General features: G+C 65.8%; 17 protein-coding genes. 12 read left to right on the top strand and 5 right to left on the bottom strand.

Annotation, left to right across the window (positions count from 1 at the left end; all coding sequences use genetic code 11):
• Nucleotides 1–4 precede the first annotated feature (4 nt).
• The 11 genes from phnH to DOM57_RS17800 all read left to right on the top strand — a co-directional run bounded on the left by phnH (nt 5) and on the right by DOM57_RS17800 (nt 8,372).
• Nucleotides 5–649, top strand: coding sequence for a phosphonate C-P lyase system protein PhnH (gene phnH / locus DOM57_RS17750; RefSeq protein ID WP_239496306.1), 645 nt, complete (start codon nt 5–7; stop codon nt 647–649).
• Entirely contained in the window at nt 649–1,830 is a 1,182-nt protein-coding gene (locus DOM57_RS17755) for a carbon-phosphorus lyase complex subunit (protein ID WP_110650520.1), read from the top strand. The genes phnH and DOM57_RS17755 overlap by 1 nt, the downstream gene beginning before the upstream one ends.
• 64 nt (nt 1,831–1,894) lie before the next feature.
• Complete coding sequence (locus DOM57_RS17760) at nt 1,895–2,728, top strand: alpha-D-ribose 1-methylphosphonate 5-phosphate C-P-lyase PhnJ (RefSeq protein WP_110650521.1); 834 nt, start codon at nt 1,895–1,897, stop codon at nt 2,726–2,728.
• Nucleotides 2,725–3,657 (top strand): phosphonate C-P lyase system protein PhnK, encoded by a 933-nt coding sequence (locus tag DOM57_RS17765; RefSeq protein WP_275425985.1) that lies wholly within the window; start codon nt 2,725–2,727, stop codon nt 3,655–3,657. Before DOM57_RS17760 ends, DOM57_RS17765 begins: the two co-directional genes overlap by 4 nt.
• 13 nt (nt 3,658–3,670) lie before the next feature.
• A complete protein-coding gene (gene phnL, locus DOM57_RS17770) occupies nt 3,671–4,414 on the top strand; it encodes a phosphonate C-P lyase system protein PhnL (protein WP_110650522.1) in 744 nt (247 codons plus the stop codon).
• Nucleotides 4,411–5,559: an alpha-D-ribose 1-methylphosphonate 5-triphosphate diphosphatase gene (locus DOM57_RS17775; protein ID WP_110650523.1), complete on the top strand. Its 1,149-nt coding sequence runs from the start codon at nt 4,411–4,413 to the stop codon at nt 5,557–5,559. The genes phnL and DOM57_RS17775 overlap by 4 nt, the downstream gene beginning before the upstream one ends.
• Nucleotides 5,560–5,569: 10 nt before the next feature.
• Nucleotides 5,570–6,109 (top strand): ribose 1,5-bisphosphokinase, encoded by a 540-nt coding sequence (phnN, locus tag DOM57_RS17780; protein WP_110650524.1) that lies wholly within the window; start codon nt 5,570–5,572, stop codon nt 6,107–6,109.
• Nucleotides 6,106–6,861 carry a phosphonate metabolism protein PhnP gene (gene phnP / locus DOM57_RS17785; RefSeq protein WP_110650525.1) on the top strand — a complete coding sequence of 252 codons (756 nt, stop codon included), beginning with the start codon at nt 6,106–6,108 and terminating at the stop codon, nt 6,859–6,861. Before phnN ends, phnP begins: the two co-directional genes overlap by 4 nt.
• A 10-nt stretch (nt 6,862–6,871) precedes the next feature.
• Nucleotides 6,872–7,531 (top strand): DapH/DapD/GlmU-related protein, encoded by a 660-nt coding sequence (locus DOM57_RS17790; RefSeq protein ID WP_110650526.1) that lies wholly within the window; start codon nt 6,872–6,874, stop codon nt 7,529–7,531.
• Between the two features lie 143 nt (nt 7,532–7,674).
• Nucleotides 7,675–7,974 carry a type II toxin-antitoxin system Phd/YefM family antitoxin gene (locus DOM57_RS17795; RefSeq protein WP_239496307.1) on the top strand — a complete coding sequence of 100 codons (300 nt, stop codon included), beginning with the start codon at nt 7,675–7,677 and terminating at the stop codon, nt 7,972–7,974.
• The gene (locus DOM57_RS17800) at nt 7,971–8,372 is read left to right on the top strand and encodes a type II toxin-antitoxin system VapC family toxin (RefSeq protein WP_110650527.1); all 402 of its coding nucleotides are present in this window, start codon (nt 7,971–7,973) and stop codon (nt 8,370–8,372) included. Before DOM57_RS17795 ends, DOM57_RS17800 begins: the two co-directional genes overlap by 4 nt.
• 32 nt (nt 8,373–8,404) lie before the next feature.
• On the opposite strand, the gene thpR is transcribed toward DOM57_RS17800, so the two are convergent.
• The 4 genes from thpR to DOM57_RS21865 all read right to left on the bottom strand — a co-directional run bounded on the left by thpR (nt 8,405) and on the right by DOM57_RS21865 (nt 13,764).
• Complete coding sequence (gene thpR / locus DOM57_RS17805) at nt 8,405–8,929, bottom strand: RNA 2',3'-cyclic phosphodiesterase (protein WP_162619586.1); 525 nt, start codon at nt 8,927–8,929, stop codon at nt 8,405–8,407.
• Nucleotides 8,930–8,998: 69 nt separating this feature from the next.
• Nucleotides 8,999–12,184: an efflux RND transporter permease subunit gene (locus tag DOM57_RS17810; protein ID WP_110650529.1), complete on the bottom strand. Its 3,186-nt coding sequence runs from the start codon at nt 12,182–12,184 to the stop codon at nt 8,999–9,001.
• Between the two features lie 66 nt (nt 12,185–12,250).
• Entirely contained in the window at nt 12,251–13,417 is a 1,167-nt protein-coding gene (locus DOM57_RS17815) for an efflux RND transporter periplasmic adaptor subunit (protein WP_110650530.1), read from the bottom strand.
• Between the two features lie 134 nt (nt 13,418–13,551).
• On the bottom strand, nt 13,552–13,764 hold the full coding sequence (locus DOM57_RS21865) for a hypothetical protein (RefSeq protein WP_162619587.1): 213 nt from the start codon (nt 13,762–13,764) through the stop codon (nt 13,552–13,554).
• Between DOM57_RS21865 and DOM57_RS17820 the strand changes: the two genes are divergently transcribed.
• Nucleotides 13,754–14,719: an AraC family transcriptional regulator gene (locus tag DOM57_RS17820; protein WP_110650531.1), complete on the top strand. Its 966-nt coding sequence runs from the start codon at nt 13,754–13,756 to the stop codon at nt 14,717–14,719. The genes DOM57_RS21865 and DOM57_RS17820 overlap by 11 nt on opposite strands.
• 196 nt (nt 14,720–14,915) lie before the next feature.
• Here DOM57_RS17820 and DOM57_RS17825 read toward each other — a convergent pair whose 3' ends face one another.
• A complete protein-coding gene (locus tag DOM57_RS17825; RefSeq protein WP_110650532.1) occupies nt 14,916–15,305 on the bottom strand; it encodes a RidA family protein in 390 nt (129 codons plus the stop codon).
• Nucleotides 15,306–15,483: the final 178 nt, after the last annotated feature.

Below are 15,483 nucleotides of genomic sequence, written 5' to 3' on the forward strand. Positions count from 1 at the left end.
AGGAATGACAGTAAAGCCTGAAATGACGACGGGCCTCGTCTGGTCGGCGCTGGCCGACCCCGCCCACGACAGCCAGCGTCTGTTCCGCCAGATTCTCGCCGCGCTGTCCGAGCCCGGCACGCTGCACGCGATCGCCGTGGCCGAACCGCCGCAGGCGCGGTTGGGTGCAGCGCTGTGGGGTGCGCTGCTGACGCTCTGCGACCTGGAGACCAAAATCTGGATCGCCGCCGATCTCGACTCGCCGCCACTGCGCGAGGCGTTGACGTTCCACACCGGCGCGCGAATCACCAATGACCCGGCAAACGCCGATTTCGCGCTGCTGACGCCCGAATCGTTCGACCCGGATATCCCCTTCGCCCTGGGCAGCGACAGCTATCCGGACCGCAGCACCACGCTGCTGGTCGCCGTCGAGCGGCTGGAAAACATCGAAGGCTGGCGGCTGAGTGGCCCCGGTATCGCCGAATCGCGGATGCTCGATATCGGTGATGGAAGCCGGGCGCTGATGACTCGGCTGGCGGCCAACCGCGCGAGTTTTCCCTGCGGTCTCGATGCCATCTTCGGCTGCGGCGGGCAGCTGGCGGCGATTCCCCGCAGTACCCGTATCGATAGCACCCGGATCGACGGCGCGAACGCCGGGGAGGTGAACTGATGTACGTTGCCGTCAAAGGGGGCGAGCAGGCGATCGCCAACGCCCATCGCTGGCTCGCCGACCGCCGGCGGGGCAATCGCGAGCGTGCCGAGCTGGAAGTCGAGCAGATCGGCGACCAGCTGCGCCTGGCCGTCGACCGGGTGATGAGCGAGGCCTCGCTGTATGACCCCGAACTCGCCGCGCTGGCGTTCAAGCAGGCCAGCGGCGATCTCACCGAAGCCGTGTTCCTGCTGCGCGCCTACCGCACCACGCTGCCGCGCCTGGCGGTCAGCGAGCCGCTCGACACCGCCAACATGCGCATCGAGCGGCGCATCAGCGCCACCTACAAAGACATCCCCGGCGGCCAGATTCTAGGGCCGACCTACGACTACACCCACCGCCTGCTCGATTTCCTGCAACTGGCCGGTGCCGAAGTGCCGCCCGCCGAGAGTCGCGACGACGTGACCGAGGCCGAGCCATGCCCGCAGATTCTCGAACTGCTCAACGACGAAGGACTGGTCGAGCAGGAACTCGACGATGGCAGTGAGCCGGCCGACATCACCCGCGATCCGCCCGACTACCCGATGGATCGTGCCGCCCGGCTGCAGATGCTGGCGCGTGGCGACGAGGGCTACCTGCTGGCATTGGGTTACTCCACCCAGCGCGGCTACGGCCGCAACCATCCCTTCGCCGGCGAGATCCGCCTCGGTCAGGTGGAAGTGGAGATCCACGTCGACGAGTGGGACGAGACGATCTGCGTCGGCGAGATCGCGCTCAGCGAGTGCCAGTTGATCAACCAGTTCGGCGGCAGCCGAGAAGCCGCGCCGCAGTTCACCCGTGGCTACGGCCTGGCCTTCGGCCACAACGAGCGCAAGACCATGGCGATGGCGCTGGTCGACCGCGCGCTGCGCGCCGAGGAGCTGGGCGAGCCGATCGTCGGCCCGGCGCAGCAGGCGGAGTTCGTGCTGGCGCACGCCGACAGCGTCGACGCCTCGGGTTTCGTCTCCCACCTCAAGCTGCCGCACTACGTCGACTTCCAGTCCGAGCTCGATCTGCTCAGGCGCCTGCGCCGCGAGCATGCCCAGAACACCTCTTTTGGACAGTCCGAATCGCACGGCAATCCAGCCACAGAGGAAGAAACGTCAGCGAGGAAGTCGGGACAAGGCAAACACGACCGAGAAGGCGGAGTTCATGGGTTATGAATGAGCATTTTGAGGGCGTGTTTAACGCCGTATCCGACGACGCAGCTAGTTTCGGGAGCCCAATATGAACGGATATAACTTCGCCTATCTCGACGAACAGACGAAAAGGATGATCCGCCGCGCGCTGCTCAAGGCGGTGGCGATCCCCGGTTATCAGGTGCCTTTCGGCGGTCGCGAGATGCCGATGCCCTACGGCTGGGGCACCGGCGGCGTGCAGGTGACGGCGAGCATTCTCGGCGCCGACGACATTCTCAAGGTGATCGACCAGGGCGCCGACGACACCACCAACGCGGTCAGCATCCGACACTTCTTCCAGCGCGTGGCCGGCGTCGAGACCACCACCTCGACGGCGACCGCCGACGTCATCCAGACCCGCCACCGAATTCCCGAGACGCCGCTGCGAAACGGCCAGATCCTGGTGTTCCAGGTGCCGATTCCCGAGCCGCTGCGCTTCATCGAGCCCAGCGAGCAGGAGACACGCATGATGCACGCGCTGGAGGAGTACGGCGTGATGCACGTCAAACTCTACGAGGACATCGCCCGCTACGGCCATATCGCCACCACCTACGCCTATCCGGTCAAGGTCGACGGCCGCTACGTGATGGACCCCTCGCCGATCCCCAAGTTCGACAACCCCAAGCTCGACGGCAATCCGGCGCTGATGCTGTTCGGCGCCGGGCGCGAGAAACGCCTCTACGCGATCCCGCCCTACACCCGCGTCGAGAGTCTCGACTTCGAGGACCACCCGTTCGAGGTCCAGACCTGGGAGCACACCTGCGCGCTGTGCGGCAGCGATCACAGCTATCTCGACGAGGTGATCACCGACGACAAGGGCGGGCGCATGTTCGTCTGCTCCGATACCGACTACTGCCAGACAAGACGCGGAGAGGTGGCATGAAGAAGCCGGCATTGGAGCGTCCGGTGCTGCTGGACGTACAAGACATCACTCGCCTCTACGGCCCCGGCAAGGGCTGCGAGGAGATCGACTTTCGACTGCATGCCGGCGAGGTGCTGGGCATCGTCGGCGAGTCCGGTTCGGGCAAGTCGACGCTGTTGCGGGTGCTCTCCGGCCTCGAGGCGCCGGATGCGGGGCGGGTGATCTACCGTCGTCTCTCTAACGAGCCCGAAGCCGCTCGGCAGGTTAACGAGCCCGAAGCCGCTCGGCAGGTTAACGAGCCCGAAGCCGCTCGACAGGTTAACGAGCCCGAAGCCGCTCGGTCCGGTCAGCACGTGGTCGATGACGATGAGGCCACTTCCGATTTCGATCTTGATCTCTATGCCATCGGCGAGGCGCGGCGCCGGGCGCTGCTGCGTCTCGAATGGGGCCTGGTGCATCAGAACCCCCGCGATGGCCTGCGCATGGGCGTTTCCGCCGGCGCCAACATTGGCGAGCGGCTGATGGCCCAGGGGCAGCGCCATTATGGCCGCTTGAGGGAGACCGGCCAGGAGTGGATGCGCCAGGTCGAGCTCGATCCCGGCCGTATCGACGATGCACCGCGCACCTTCTCCGGCGGCATGCAGCAGCGGCTGCAGATCGCCCGCACCCTGGTCACCCGGCCCCGGCTGGTGTTCATGGACGAGCCCACCGGTGGGCTCGACGTCTCGGTCCAGGCGCGCCTGCTCGACATGCTGCGCACCCTGGTGCGCCAGCTCGGCCTCTCGGTGGTGCTGGTGACCCACGATCTCGCCGTGGCCCGCCTGCTCGCTCACCGCCTGCTGGTGATGCGGCGTGGCCGGGTGGTGGAAACCGGGCTGACCGATCAAATCCTCGACGACCCGCAGCACGCCTATACGCAGTTGCTGGTCTCTTCTGTCCTGACACCTTGAGGGAGGGATCTTGATGCATTCCACGACAAACGCCCAACCCCGCCTCACGGTGGAAGCGTTACAGAAAAGCTTTCTCCTGCACGGCCAGGGCGGCATCGAGATCGACGTGATGCGCGACCTGTCGCTCACGCTGCATGCCGGCGAATGCCTGGTGCTGGCCGGTCGCAGCGGCATCGGCAAGAGCACGCTGCTGAAGATGCTCTACGGTGACTACCGCATCCATCAGGGCCGGATTCGGCTCCACTTCGACGACGGCGAACTCGAACTCGAAAGCCTGCCGGCCTATGCCTGGCACGGCCTGCGCCGCGACGTGATCGGCTACGTCAGCCAGTTTTTGCGCGTCGTGCCGCGAGTCGCCACGGTGGATGTGGTGATGGAGCCGCTGCTGGCACGCGGCGCCGACGAGCACCAATCCCGCCAGCGCGCCGAAACCCTGCTGGCGCGGCTCAACCTGCCCGAGCGGCTGTGGCAACTGCCGCCGGGCACCTTCTCCGGCGGCGAACAGCAACGGGTCAATATCGCCCGTGGCTTCATCGGCGAGCATCCGCTTTTGCTGCTGGACGAACCCACCGCCTCGCTGGATGCCGCCAACCGTGACGTGGTGGTGGCTCTGATCAGTGAAGCCAAGGCACGCGGAAGCGCGCTGCTCGGCATCTTCCACGACGAAGAGGTGCGCAACCGGGTCGCCGACCGCCTGTTGCCGCTGGATGGCAGCCTCGGCGCTTGTGCTGCCGATACTCAGGAGAACTTGTCATGACCGCACGGGAACAGATTCTGACCGGAGCCAGGTTGGTTCTCGACGACGAGGTGATCGACGGCACGCTGGTGATTCGCGACGGCCGGATCGCCGCCGTGGACAGCGGCGCGAGCCAAGTGCCGAGCGCGACCGACTGTGATGGCGACACCCTGCTGCCGGGACTGATCGAGCTGCATACCGACAACATGGAGAAGTACTTCCAGCCGCGGCCCAAGGTGGAGTGGCCGGGGCGCCAGGCGGCGCTGGCCCACGATGCCCAGATGGCGGCCAGCGGCATCACCACGGTGTTCGACGCGGTCTCGGTGGGCGACGTCGACGAGCAGAGCATGCGCCACGGGGCGCTCGACGAGATGTGCCGGGCGCTGTCGCGGATCATGCATGACGGCCTGGCGCGGGTCGATCATCGCCTTCACCTGCGCTGCGAGGTGAGCCATCCGAACACGCTGGCGCGCTTCAACGAGTTGTCGTCGTCGCCGCTGCTGGGGCTGGTGTCGCTGATGGACCACGCCCCCGGCCAGCGCCAGTTCGTCAGCCTCGATGCCTACCGCATCTATTACCAGGGCAAGTACGGTCTCGACGACGCGGCGATGGAAGCCTTCATGGCGACCCAGATCGGCAACAGCGAGCGCTACAGCGCCGGGCATCGGCGCGCCATCGCCGCGACCTGCCGCGAGCGCGGTCTGGCGCTGGCCAGCCACGACGACGCCACGCTCGAGCACGTCGCCGAAAGCTTTGAGTACGGCACCCGGGTGGCGGAGTTCCCCACCACCCGCGAGGCCGCCGAAGCCTCCCACCGCGCCGGCATGGCGGTGATGATGGGCGCGCCCAACGTGGTTCGCGGCGGTTCCCACTCCGGCAATATCGCCGCCGCCGAGCTGGTCGAACTCGGCGTGCTCGACATTCTTTCCTCCGACTACTATCCGGCGGCGCTGCTCGACGCGGTGTTCAAGGTCGCGGCGATGGAGAACGGCTACGCCTTGCCGCATGCCGTCGCCACCGCCAGCCGTCATCCCGCGGCGGCGGTGGGGCTCGACGACCGTGGGCGGCTGGCCGCCGGGCTGCGCGCCGACCTGCTGCGGGTGCGTGTGATCGACGATCATCCGGTGGTGCAGCGGGTGTGGTGCGCCGGCCAGCAAGTTCATTGAGAGGCCTGGAATGACGCGTCTGCTCTACGTGATGGGCGCCAGCGGCGTCGGCAAGGACAGCCTGCTGCGCGAACTGCGCCGCCGTCGCCCCGATGCCCTGGTGGCGCATCGCTATATCACCCGGGCCAGCGGTGATGGGGAGAATTGCATCGAGCTGACGCCGGCCGCGTTCGCCTGGCGGCGAGAACGCGGCCTGTTCTGTCTCGACTGGCAGGCCCACGGCCTGTGTTACGGCGCGGGCATCGAGATCGAGACCTGGCTGGCGGCCGGCCACAACGTGATTCTCAACGGCAGCCGCCGCGCGCTGACCGCCGCCCGGGCCCGCTTCGGCGATGCCCTGGTGCCGCTGTTGGTCGTGGCCGAGCGCGACGTGCTGCGCCGCCGCTTGATCGCCCGGGGTCGCGAGACGACCGACGAGATCGAGGCGCGTCTGGCGCGTATCTGCGAAGACGAGGCATTGGCCGAGGTGCCGCGAATCGACAATAGCGGAGAACTGGCGCGTGGCGTGGATGCGCTCGAGCGCTGGCTCGACCGGGGGCAGGTGCGATGAGGCTGCGCTTTGCCGGTACCGGCGACAGCGCACAGGTTCCCTGCTTCGGTTGCGACTGCCCGGCCTGCCAGCGCGGGCGGTTGTTGCGCTCCCATCGTCGTGAGCCCTGCTGCGGAGAGCTGGTCGTCGACGATTGCCTGGTGCTGATCGATGCCGGGCGCACGGACCTCGCCGAACGCTGCGAACGTCAGCGCCCGGCGGCGATTCTGCTGACGCACTATCACGCCGATCACGTACAGGGCTTGCTGCACTTGCGCTGGGGCTGTGGCGAGCCGATTCCGGTCTACGGTCCCAAGGACCCGCAGGGCTGTGCCGATCTTCACAAGAATCCGGGCATTCTCGACTTCCAGCCCGGTCTCAAACCGTTCCGTCCGCTGGCGCTCGGGCGGCTCACGGCGACACCGCTGCCGCTCAATCACAGCAAGCCGACCCTCGGCTATGCGCTGAGCGATGGCGCCAGCCGGATCGCCTGGCTGACCGACACCGTCGGCCTGCCCGGCGCTACCGAGCGGTTCCTGTGCGAGTGGCGTCCGGATGCGCTGGTGATCGATGCCACCCATCCCGATTCGCACCGTATACCGCGCAATCACAACAACCTCTCCATGGCGCTGGAGATCATCGAGCGACTGTCGCCTTCCCGTGCCTGGTTGACCCATATCAGCCACGAGCTCGATGCCGAGGCGATGCGCGCCCCGCTCGCCTTGCCCGAGGGCGTCGAACTGGCGGCGGACGGGTTGGAAATCCTGTTTTGAGGAGATATTCATGTCACGACAGCCGGATTCGCGGCGTCTGAGCGATAACCCTACCTGTGCCGACAGCGCCCGCGTGCATGCCAGCGAGCTGGGGCCCTGGACCGAGGTCGGCGATCGCTGCGTGTTCAATCATGTCACGCTCGGCGCCTACAGCTATGTCGAGCGCGACTGCGACCTGATGTACACGCACATCGGCAGATTCACCTCGATTGCTGCCAGCGTGCGTATCAATCCCAGCAACCACCCCTGGTGGCGGCCCACGCTGCACCACTTCAGCTACCGGCCCGGCAAGTTCGGCTTCGTCGGCAGCGACCAGGGCATCGACGAGCGGATCTTCGACTGGCGCGCCGAGGATCGTGTCGATATCGGCCACGATGTGTGGATCGGTCACGGCGCGATTGTGCTGCCCGGCGTCACCATCGGCAATGGCGCCATCGTCGGTGCCGGTAGCGTGGTGACCAAGGATGTCGCGCCCTACACCATCGTGGTCGGCAACCCGGCCCGGCCGCTGCGCCCCCGCTTCGACGACCCGGTGATCGCCGCACGCCTGGAAGCGTTGGCATGGTGGCATTGGCCGCATGAACGCCTGGCGCGGATGATGCCGCTGTTTCAGGGCGAGACGAGTGTCTTTCTGGACGTGGCCGAGCGCGAGGAAGGCGCAGGCAGTTAGTGTGGCGAGGGGCTAGGCAAGGTGACCTGAAAGAGGCGGGGCGTTGCAACTGGGCGACTTCATGCGGCTGTCATACGTTTGCCATAGCCTGCGTTGCGTTCGCTGGGATGCTCGAGCAGGCGGGTATTGGGCGGAAACCTGAGATGACCATCCGTCATGGTCATTATGCTAGGCTAGTGACCAGCCTTCATGACCAGGACATCACCATGCATTCCGAGGAAGTCTCAAAATCACAGTTCAAGGCAAAGGCGCTGGAATATTTTCGCCAGGTCGAAGCCTCGGGCGAGGCGGTCGTGGTAACCGACAAGGGGCGTCCCACTATCGAAGTGCGTCGGTATAAGGCAGATCGGCGTTCCCCGCTGGAGCGCCTGCGTGGCAGCGTTATCGAGCTGGCCGATCCCTTCGAGCCGGTAGGCGAAGACGACTGGGAGGCGCTGCGTTGATCGTCCTGGATACTCACGCCCTGCTGTGGTGGGTCAACGGTGATTCCCAGCTCTCGCAAAGCGCCCTTGAGGCCATCGAGCATGAATTGCAGGCAGATGATGGCGAAATTCTGATTTCGGCCATCTCGGCGTGGGAGATTGCGCTTCTGGTCGAGAAGGGGCGTCTCACGTTGACGATGACCACCGACGACTGGCTGGATACCGTCGAGGAGATCGACGGGGTTCGCTTTGTCGCCGTCGATACCGCGACGGCGGTCGAGTCTACCCGTCTTCCCGGAGAGCTCCACAAGGACCCGGCTGATCGAATGATCGTAGCGCTGGCTAGACACACCAACGCCGAGTTGGTCACAGCGGACGAAAAGATCACTGCCTATCGGTACGTCAGGACGATCTGGTAGGCCGGCCTCGCGAGTCGCTCGTGGTGCCAGGGTCAGCCGGCACTGCGGGCCAGGGTGTGATAACGCGGGCCGCCGGCTTCGGGCAGTGATTCGACCAGCGCCAGATGGTCGTAGTGCCACGTGATCGGTGGCGTGAGCGACGCCTGCGCCGCCGGTCGTTCGGCCTGGCGCAGCAGGCTGACATGCGGCGTGAATTCGCGGCTCGGCGGCGTGAAGCCATGATTGGCCAGCGCCCGCCACAGCCGGCTGTTGAGCGCGACGAGTTCTGGGCTCGGCATTCGGCTGCCGGCCCAGACGATGCGCGGCTTGGGGAAGTGACCGAGCCGGTCGAGCCGCCACTGGCCGCCGAGCGGCGGCCAGTTCTGTGCCAACGAAACGAGGGCGTCGAGGCGTGCCTCGCCAACGTTGCCGAGAAAGGCGAGCGTGACATGCATGTTCCCGGCGGGCAGGGGATGCCCACCGCATTCGGACACCAGGGCCTGTGCCTGAGCGGCGAGGGCTCGGCGGCTGGTCTCGTCGGGCCACAAGGCGAAGAAGAGTCGATGATGCTGTGTCACGCGATGCCGTCTCCGCTGTGTCTTCCGTGGCGCGCCGGTAGCCACGCAATGGCTACCGGCACGGGCCCGTCATGAATGACTATCCCCCGGCGAGGTGTCACCTTCACCCTCCAGCGTGGATGCGTGGCCGCGCTTGAGTGGTCCGGCCAGTTTGCGCAGTGCCACATAGAATACCGGCGTCAGCAACAGGCCGAACAGGGTGACGCCGAGCATGCCGGCGAATACGGCAATCCCCAACGCCTGGCGAACCTCGGCGCCGGCGCCGTGACCCAGCGCGAGCGGTATGACCGCGGCGGTGAAGGTGATCGAGGTCATGACGATCGGGCGCAAACGCAGCCGGCAGGCTTCCAGTGCGGCTTCCACCACGCCACGGCCCTGCAGCTCCAGTTCGCGGGCGAATTCGACGATCAGGATGGCGTTCTTGCATGCCAGCCCGATCAGGACCACCAGGCCCACCTGTACGAAGATGTTGGTGTCGCCACCGGCGATCCGGACGCCAACCAGCGCCGAGAGTACGCACATCGGCACGATCAGGATTACCGCCAGCGGCAGCGTCCAGCTCTCGTAGAGTGCCGCCAGCACCAGAAACACCAGCAGTACCGCCAGCGGGAACACCACCAGCGCGGCGTGGCCCTGGGTGGCTTGCTGGTAGCTCAGGTCAGTCCACTCGAAGCCGATGCCTTCGGGGAGCACCCGTTCGCCGATCGCGGTGAGCGCGGCCATCGCCTGGGGCGAGGAGAGTACGCGGGGATCCGCCTCGCCGGCCAGATCCGCCGCCGGATAGCCGTTGAAGCGCAGCACCGGGTCCGGCCCGAAGCTCTGGTGAATGTCCACCATGGAACCGATCGGCACCATCTCGCCCTGGGCGTTGCGGGTGCGCAGACGGGCGATATCCTCGACGCTGTCGCGGTAGGGGGCGTCCGCCTGGGCGATCACCTGCCAGGTACGGCCGAACTGGTTGAAGTCATTGACGTAGGTCGAGCCCAGATAGGTCTGCAGGGTGTCGAACAGATCGGTCACCGCGACGCCCTGCGCCTTGGCCTTGAGTCGGTCGACGTCGGCATCGAGCTGGGGCACGTTGGCCTGGTAGCTGGTGATCGGATAGCTCATCCCCGGCGTCTGTACCACCGCGCCCTGGAAGGCGGTCACCGCATCCTGCAGCGGGCCGTAGCCGAGCCCGGCGCGGTCCTCAATGAACATCTGGTAGCCGGAACCGTTGCCCAGGCCGAGGATCGGCGGCGGCATGAACGAGAAGGCGATGCCATCCTTTAGCCCGGCGATCTTGCCGGCGATCTCGGCATTGATCTCCGCCGCCGTGCGCGTGCGCGCCTCGAAGGGCTCCAGCGTCAAGAACGCCAGCCCGGTATTGGCGGTGTTGGTGAACTGCAGGGCATTGAGGCCCGGGAAGGAGATGGCGTGGGACACGCCGTCGGTCTGCATGGCGATGTCCACCACCTGGCGCAGCAGATCGTCGGTGCGGTTGAGCGACGACCCTTCCGGCAGCTTCACGCCAGCGATCAGGTACATCTTGTCCTGCACCGGAATGAATCCCGGCGGCACGATCTTGAACAGGTAGCCGGTGGCGCCGAGCAGGATCAGGTAGACCACGAACACCGCGCCACGGCGGCGCAGGCTGCGCGAGACCACGCCCTGATACCGCTTCGAACCGGCATTGAAGAAGCGGTTGAACGGGCGAAACAGCCAGCCGAACAGAAAGTCGATCACCCGGGTCAAACGATCCTTCGGCGCGTCGTGGGGCTTGAGCAGCATGGCCGCCAGCGCCGGCGACAGCGTCAGCGAGTTGATGGTCGAAATCACGGTGGAGATGGCGATGGTCACCGCGAACTGGCGATAGAACTGGCCGGTGACGCCGGACAGGAACGCCATCGGCACGAACACCGCGCACAGCACCAGGCCGATGGCGACGATGGGGCCGGAAACCTCGCGCATCGCCTGATGGGCGGCGGCTCTTGGTGCCAAGCCCTGCTCGATGTTGCGCTCGACGTTTTCCACCACCACGATGGCGTCGTCGACCACGATGCCGATCGCCAGCACCAGCCCGAACAGCGTCAGGGTGTTGATCGAATATCCCAGCAGCAACAGCACCGCGAAGGTGCCCACCACCGAGACCGGCACCGCCAGCAGCGGAATCAGCGAGGCGCGCCAGGTCTGCAGGAACAGCGTCACCACCAGCACCACCAGCAGCACGGCTTCGAGCAGCGTCTGGATGACCGAATGGATCGAGTCGTTGACGAACAGGGTGGTGTCGTAGACGGTGCTGTACTCCAGGCCTTGCGGGAACTGGGTCGCCAGTTCGTCCATGGTCCGGATCACCTGGTCGCGGATCTGCAACGCGTTGGCGCCGGGGGACTGGAAAATGCCGATCGCCACGGCGTCCTTGCCGTCCAGCCGCGCGCGCAGGGTGTAGTCGCCCGCGCCGAGTTCGAGGCGCGCCACGTCGCGCAGGCGCAGAATCTCCCCGTCCTCGCCGGCCTTGAGCACGATGTCGCCGAACTCCTGCTCGGTGGTCAGGCGGCCCTTGGCGTTGATCAGGGTGAGAAAATCGCTGTCCGGCATCGGCTCGCCACCGATCTGGCCGGCGGAGACCTGCACGTTCTGCTCGCGCATGGCCTCGACCACGTCGCCGGCGGTCAGGCCGTGGGCGGCGATGCGGTCCGGGTCGAGCCAGGCGCGCATGGCGTAATCGCCGCCACCGAATATCTGCGCCTCGCCGACGCCGGGGATGCGCGCCAGCTGGTCGCGCACGTGCAGGCGGGCATAGTTGCGTAGATAGAGCGTGTCGTAACGGGCGTCCGGCGACACCAGGTGCACCACCATCAGAAAGGTGGGGGACTGTTTCTGCGTGGTCACGCCCTGGCGGCGTACCGCCTCCGGCAGTCGTGCCAGCGCCTGGCTGACCCGGTTCTGTACCCGCACGGTGGCCTGCTCGGGGTCGGTGCCGGGGCGGAACGTGACGGTCATCTGCAACACGCCATCGGAGCCGGCCACGGACTTGAAGTACATCATGTCCTCGACGCCGGTGATCGCCTCTTCCAGTGGCGTGGCCACGGTTTCGGCGATCTCCTTGGGGTTGGCGCCCGGGTAGGTGGTGCGCACCAGTACCGACGGCGGCACCACTTCCGGATACTCGCCGATCGGCAGGTTGGGGATCGAAATCGCCCCCACCGCGAAGATGATGATCGACAGCACGGCGGCAAAGATCGGCCGATCCACGAAAAAGCGCGAGAAATTCATGCAATGGGCTCCTGCGCGGCGGGTACGGTGCCCGCCGCTTTTTCGTCGTCGTTCCCTTGGGAAGGCTCAGCGCCGTGAGGCGATCTCGGCCTCCGGAGCTTGCGTACGCATGGCGACCGGGTGAGGCGTTACCGGCATGCCCGGGGCGAAGATCTTCTGGGTGCCGTTGACGACGATCCTGTCGCCGGCTTCGAGGCCGTCGCGAATCACGATCAGCTCCCCGACTTCGCGGCCGGTCTGGACCTGGCGCATGGTGACGGTGTCGTCGTCGCCGACCACATAGACGAAGCGTCGATCCTGGTTGGCGAGCACCGCCTTGCGGCTCACCAGCACCGCCGCGTCCAGGCTGGCCACGGGCATCTCCACCCGGGCGAACTGCCCCGGTCTGAAGACGTCGTCGGGATTGGGCAGCACCGCCCGATAACGCAAAGTGCCGGTATCCGGGTTGATGCGGTTGTCGACGAAGTCCAACCGGCCCTGGTGAGGGAAGCCCGATTCGCCGGTCAGGCCGATGCGCACCGTAGTCGCTTCCCCCTGGCTCGACAGCAGTCGCGCGCTCGGTACTTCGGCTTCGTTGCTGTCGAAATAGACATAGAGCGGATCGACCGATACCAGCGTCGTCAGCACCGTCTGATCGGCGCTGGCTAGGTTGCCCTTGGTCACCATGGCGCGTCCGGTGCGGCCCGTTACCGGGGCGGTGACGCGGGTGTACTGCAGGTCCAGTTCGGCGCTGGCCAGTGTCGCCTCGGCTTCCGCTTCCTGCGCCCGGGCGTTGAGCGCGGCCGCCTGGCGCTGATCGTGCTGCTCCTGGGAGATCATCTGTTTCTGGATCAGCTGGCGGGATCGACCGGCCTCGATCTCGGCGAGCCGGCGCTGGCTTTGTGCCTGCGCCAACGCCGCCTTCGCCGCCTGCACGCGGGCCTCGTAAGGGCGCGGGTCGATCCGAAACAGCACGTCGCCGGCGTTGACCAGCTCGCCCTCCTCGAAGTCGATCTCGTCGACATAGCCACTCACTCGGGGCCGCAATTCCACGGTCTGTGGCGCGGCGACGCGACCGGTAAAGGTTTCCCGCAATGTCACCGGCTCCACCAGCACCGTGGCCACATCCACTTCCGGCGGCGGCGGCGCGCTGGCGCTTTCCGCCTCGCCGCGCGCGTCGCAGCCGGCGGCGAGAAACGCGGTGACGATCAACACGGCCAGACCGTGGGATGAGCTCGCGCTCGAAACAGGCATTCCGATGCTTTTCCTTTTCATGTGTCGCTCCGCGTTTCGTTGCCACGGCGGGATGGCGGGTATGGAGGAAAACTCTAGAGGCTGGTGCACAGAGGGCGTTATCGGATTTCTCCCGTTTGATTGCCCAATCCAGTTTATTCATGCACGCGGACGACACTGGTCATGGCACTGCGCGGCGGCATTCGCAGCCGGTTGCCGAGTCGCTTGCCCGATCCTTCAAAGTGCTTGCCCAATTCTGCAAGTGTTGGCTTTTTGCAGCCAAAGTCTGGAAACGCGAGCTTATACTCGCCTTTCATCGATGAATGCGTACCGACTTGCCAGCGAGAGAGCGAATTCATGATTGCCACGCAGCCCGTTCCCGAAGATCTGGAAGACCCCCTCGAAGACTTGGCGAATACTCTGGCGCGCCAGATTCAGCTGTGGGCGCCGGACGAAGGCATCACATCCACGGCGATTCCCGGCCTGGAGCTGATGCGTGCCAATGCCGCCAATAGTTGCATGGGATCGACGGTATACGATCCAGCCCTGTGCCTGATCGCCCAGGGCGGCAAGACCGTATGGCTCGGCGATCGGCAGATCGAGTACGGTCCGCTGAGCTGCATGGTGTCGACGGTCCACCTGCCGGTGCTGGGCAAGGTGATCGACGCCTCGCCGGAGAAGCCCTATCTGGGAGTCAAGATCACCGTCGAGCCCCAGGAAGTGACGGATCTGGTCCTGGCGATGGGTGAGTCGTTGAGCGCGGGGATTGACGAGGAGTGCCCCGACGGCGCCTGTGGCCTGAGTCGCGTGCGGGCGGAAAAAGGCATGGTGGAAGCCGTGTTGCGGCTGGTGAGTCTGCTGGAATCGCCCCGGGACTCCGTGATCCTTGCGCCGCTGATTCGGCGCGAGATTCTCTATCGGGCGCTGGTGGGCGAGCTCGGCGTGCACATGCGCAAGTTCGCGGTAGCGGACACCCAGACGCATCGTATGGCCAAGGTCATCGCGGTGCTCAAGGACCGCTTCGCGGAGCCGCTGCGCGTTCGCGATCTCGCCGACATGGTCAACATGAGCGAGTCATCGCTGTTCCATAGCTTCAAGCAGGTGACGCGAATGTCGCCGCTGCAGTTCCAGAAGCGGCTGCGTTTGCACGAGGCGCGGCGGCTGATGCTCTCCGAGGGAATGGAGGCGGCCACCGCCAGCTTCCGGGTGGGGTACGGCAGCCCTTCTCATTTCAGCCGCGAATACAGCCGCATGTTTGGCGTGCCGCCTCGGGCGGACGTGGTCAAGCTGCGCGGAGAATTGCCGCAAACCGCGCGCGCTTGAACGCTCCGCCCAAGCAGCGGCACGGGCCTCGGGCATTGGTCGTACGGACCGGCCTGAGGTGCTGTCTGAAAAGTCGACGAGCGAAGGCCAGGCAAGGCAAAAATCGGCGAAAACGCGGAGTTTACGGGGTGTAAATGAGCATTTTGGGCCGATTTTTAACGCCGCATGGGCGAGCACAGTACTTTTCAGACAGTGCCTAGTCGCCGATCACCATCACCGCTTCGGCTTCCACCTGACTGCCCTTGGGCAGCTGCTTGACGCCGACCGCGGCGCGGGCCGGGAAGGGGGCGGAAAAGAACTCTTCCATCACCTTGTTGACCACCGCGAAGTTGTCGAGATCGACCAGGTAGAGGTTGAGCTTGACGATGTCCTGCAGCGAGCCCGCGGCTTCCTGGCAGACGGCGGCAAGGTTGGTGAAGACCTGGCGCGCCTGGGTTTCGAACTCGTCGGAGACCAGCTCCATGGTGGCCGGGTCGAGCGGAATCTGCCCCGAGAGATAGACGGTGTTGCCCGACTTGATGGCTTGCGAATAGGGGCCGATGGCGGCCGGGGCGTTGTCGGTGTTGATCACGGCTTTGTTGCTCATGGCGTACCCTCCAGCGTTGTATAAATGTCTGCGCGGGCGAATCGCTGCGTTGCGCGGTGCGCGGAATCCTCACCTATACCCATAGGCTCCGGTTGACTCCAAGCCTGCGGCTTCTCGCCCCTTCGGGGCCGTCCTCCGGACGTTCTCTCCGCTTCGCTTCGAGTCTGTGCTCCGTGCG

Source organism: Salinicola peritrichatus, from assembly GCF_003206715.1.
GTDB lineage: Bacteria > Pseudomonadota > Gammaproteobacteria > Pseudomonadales > Halomonadaceae > Salinicola > Salinicola peritrichatus.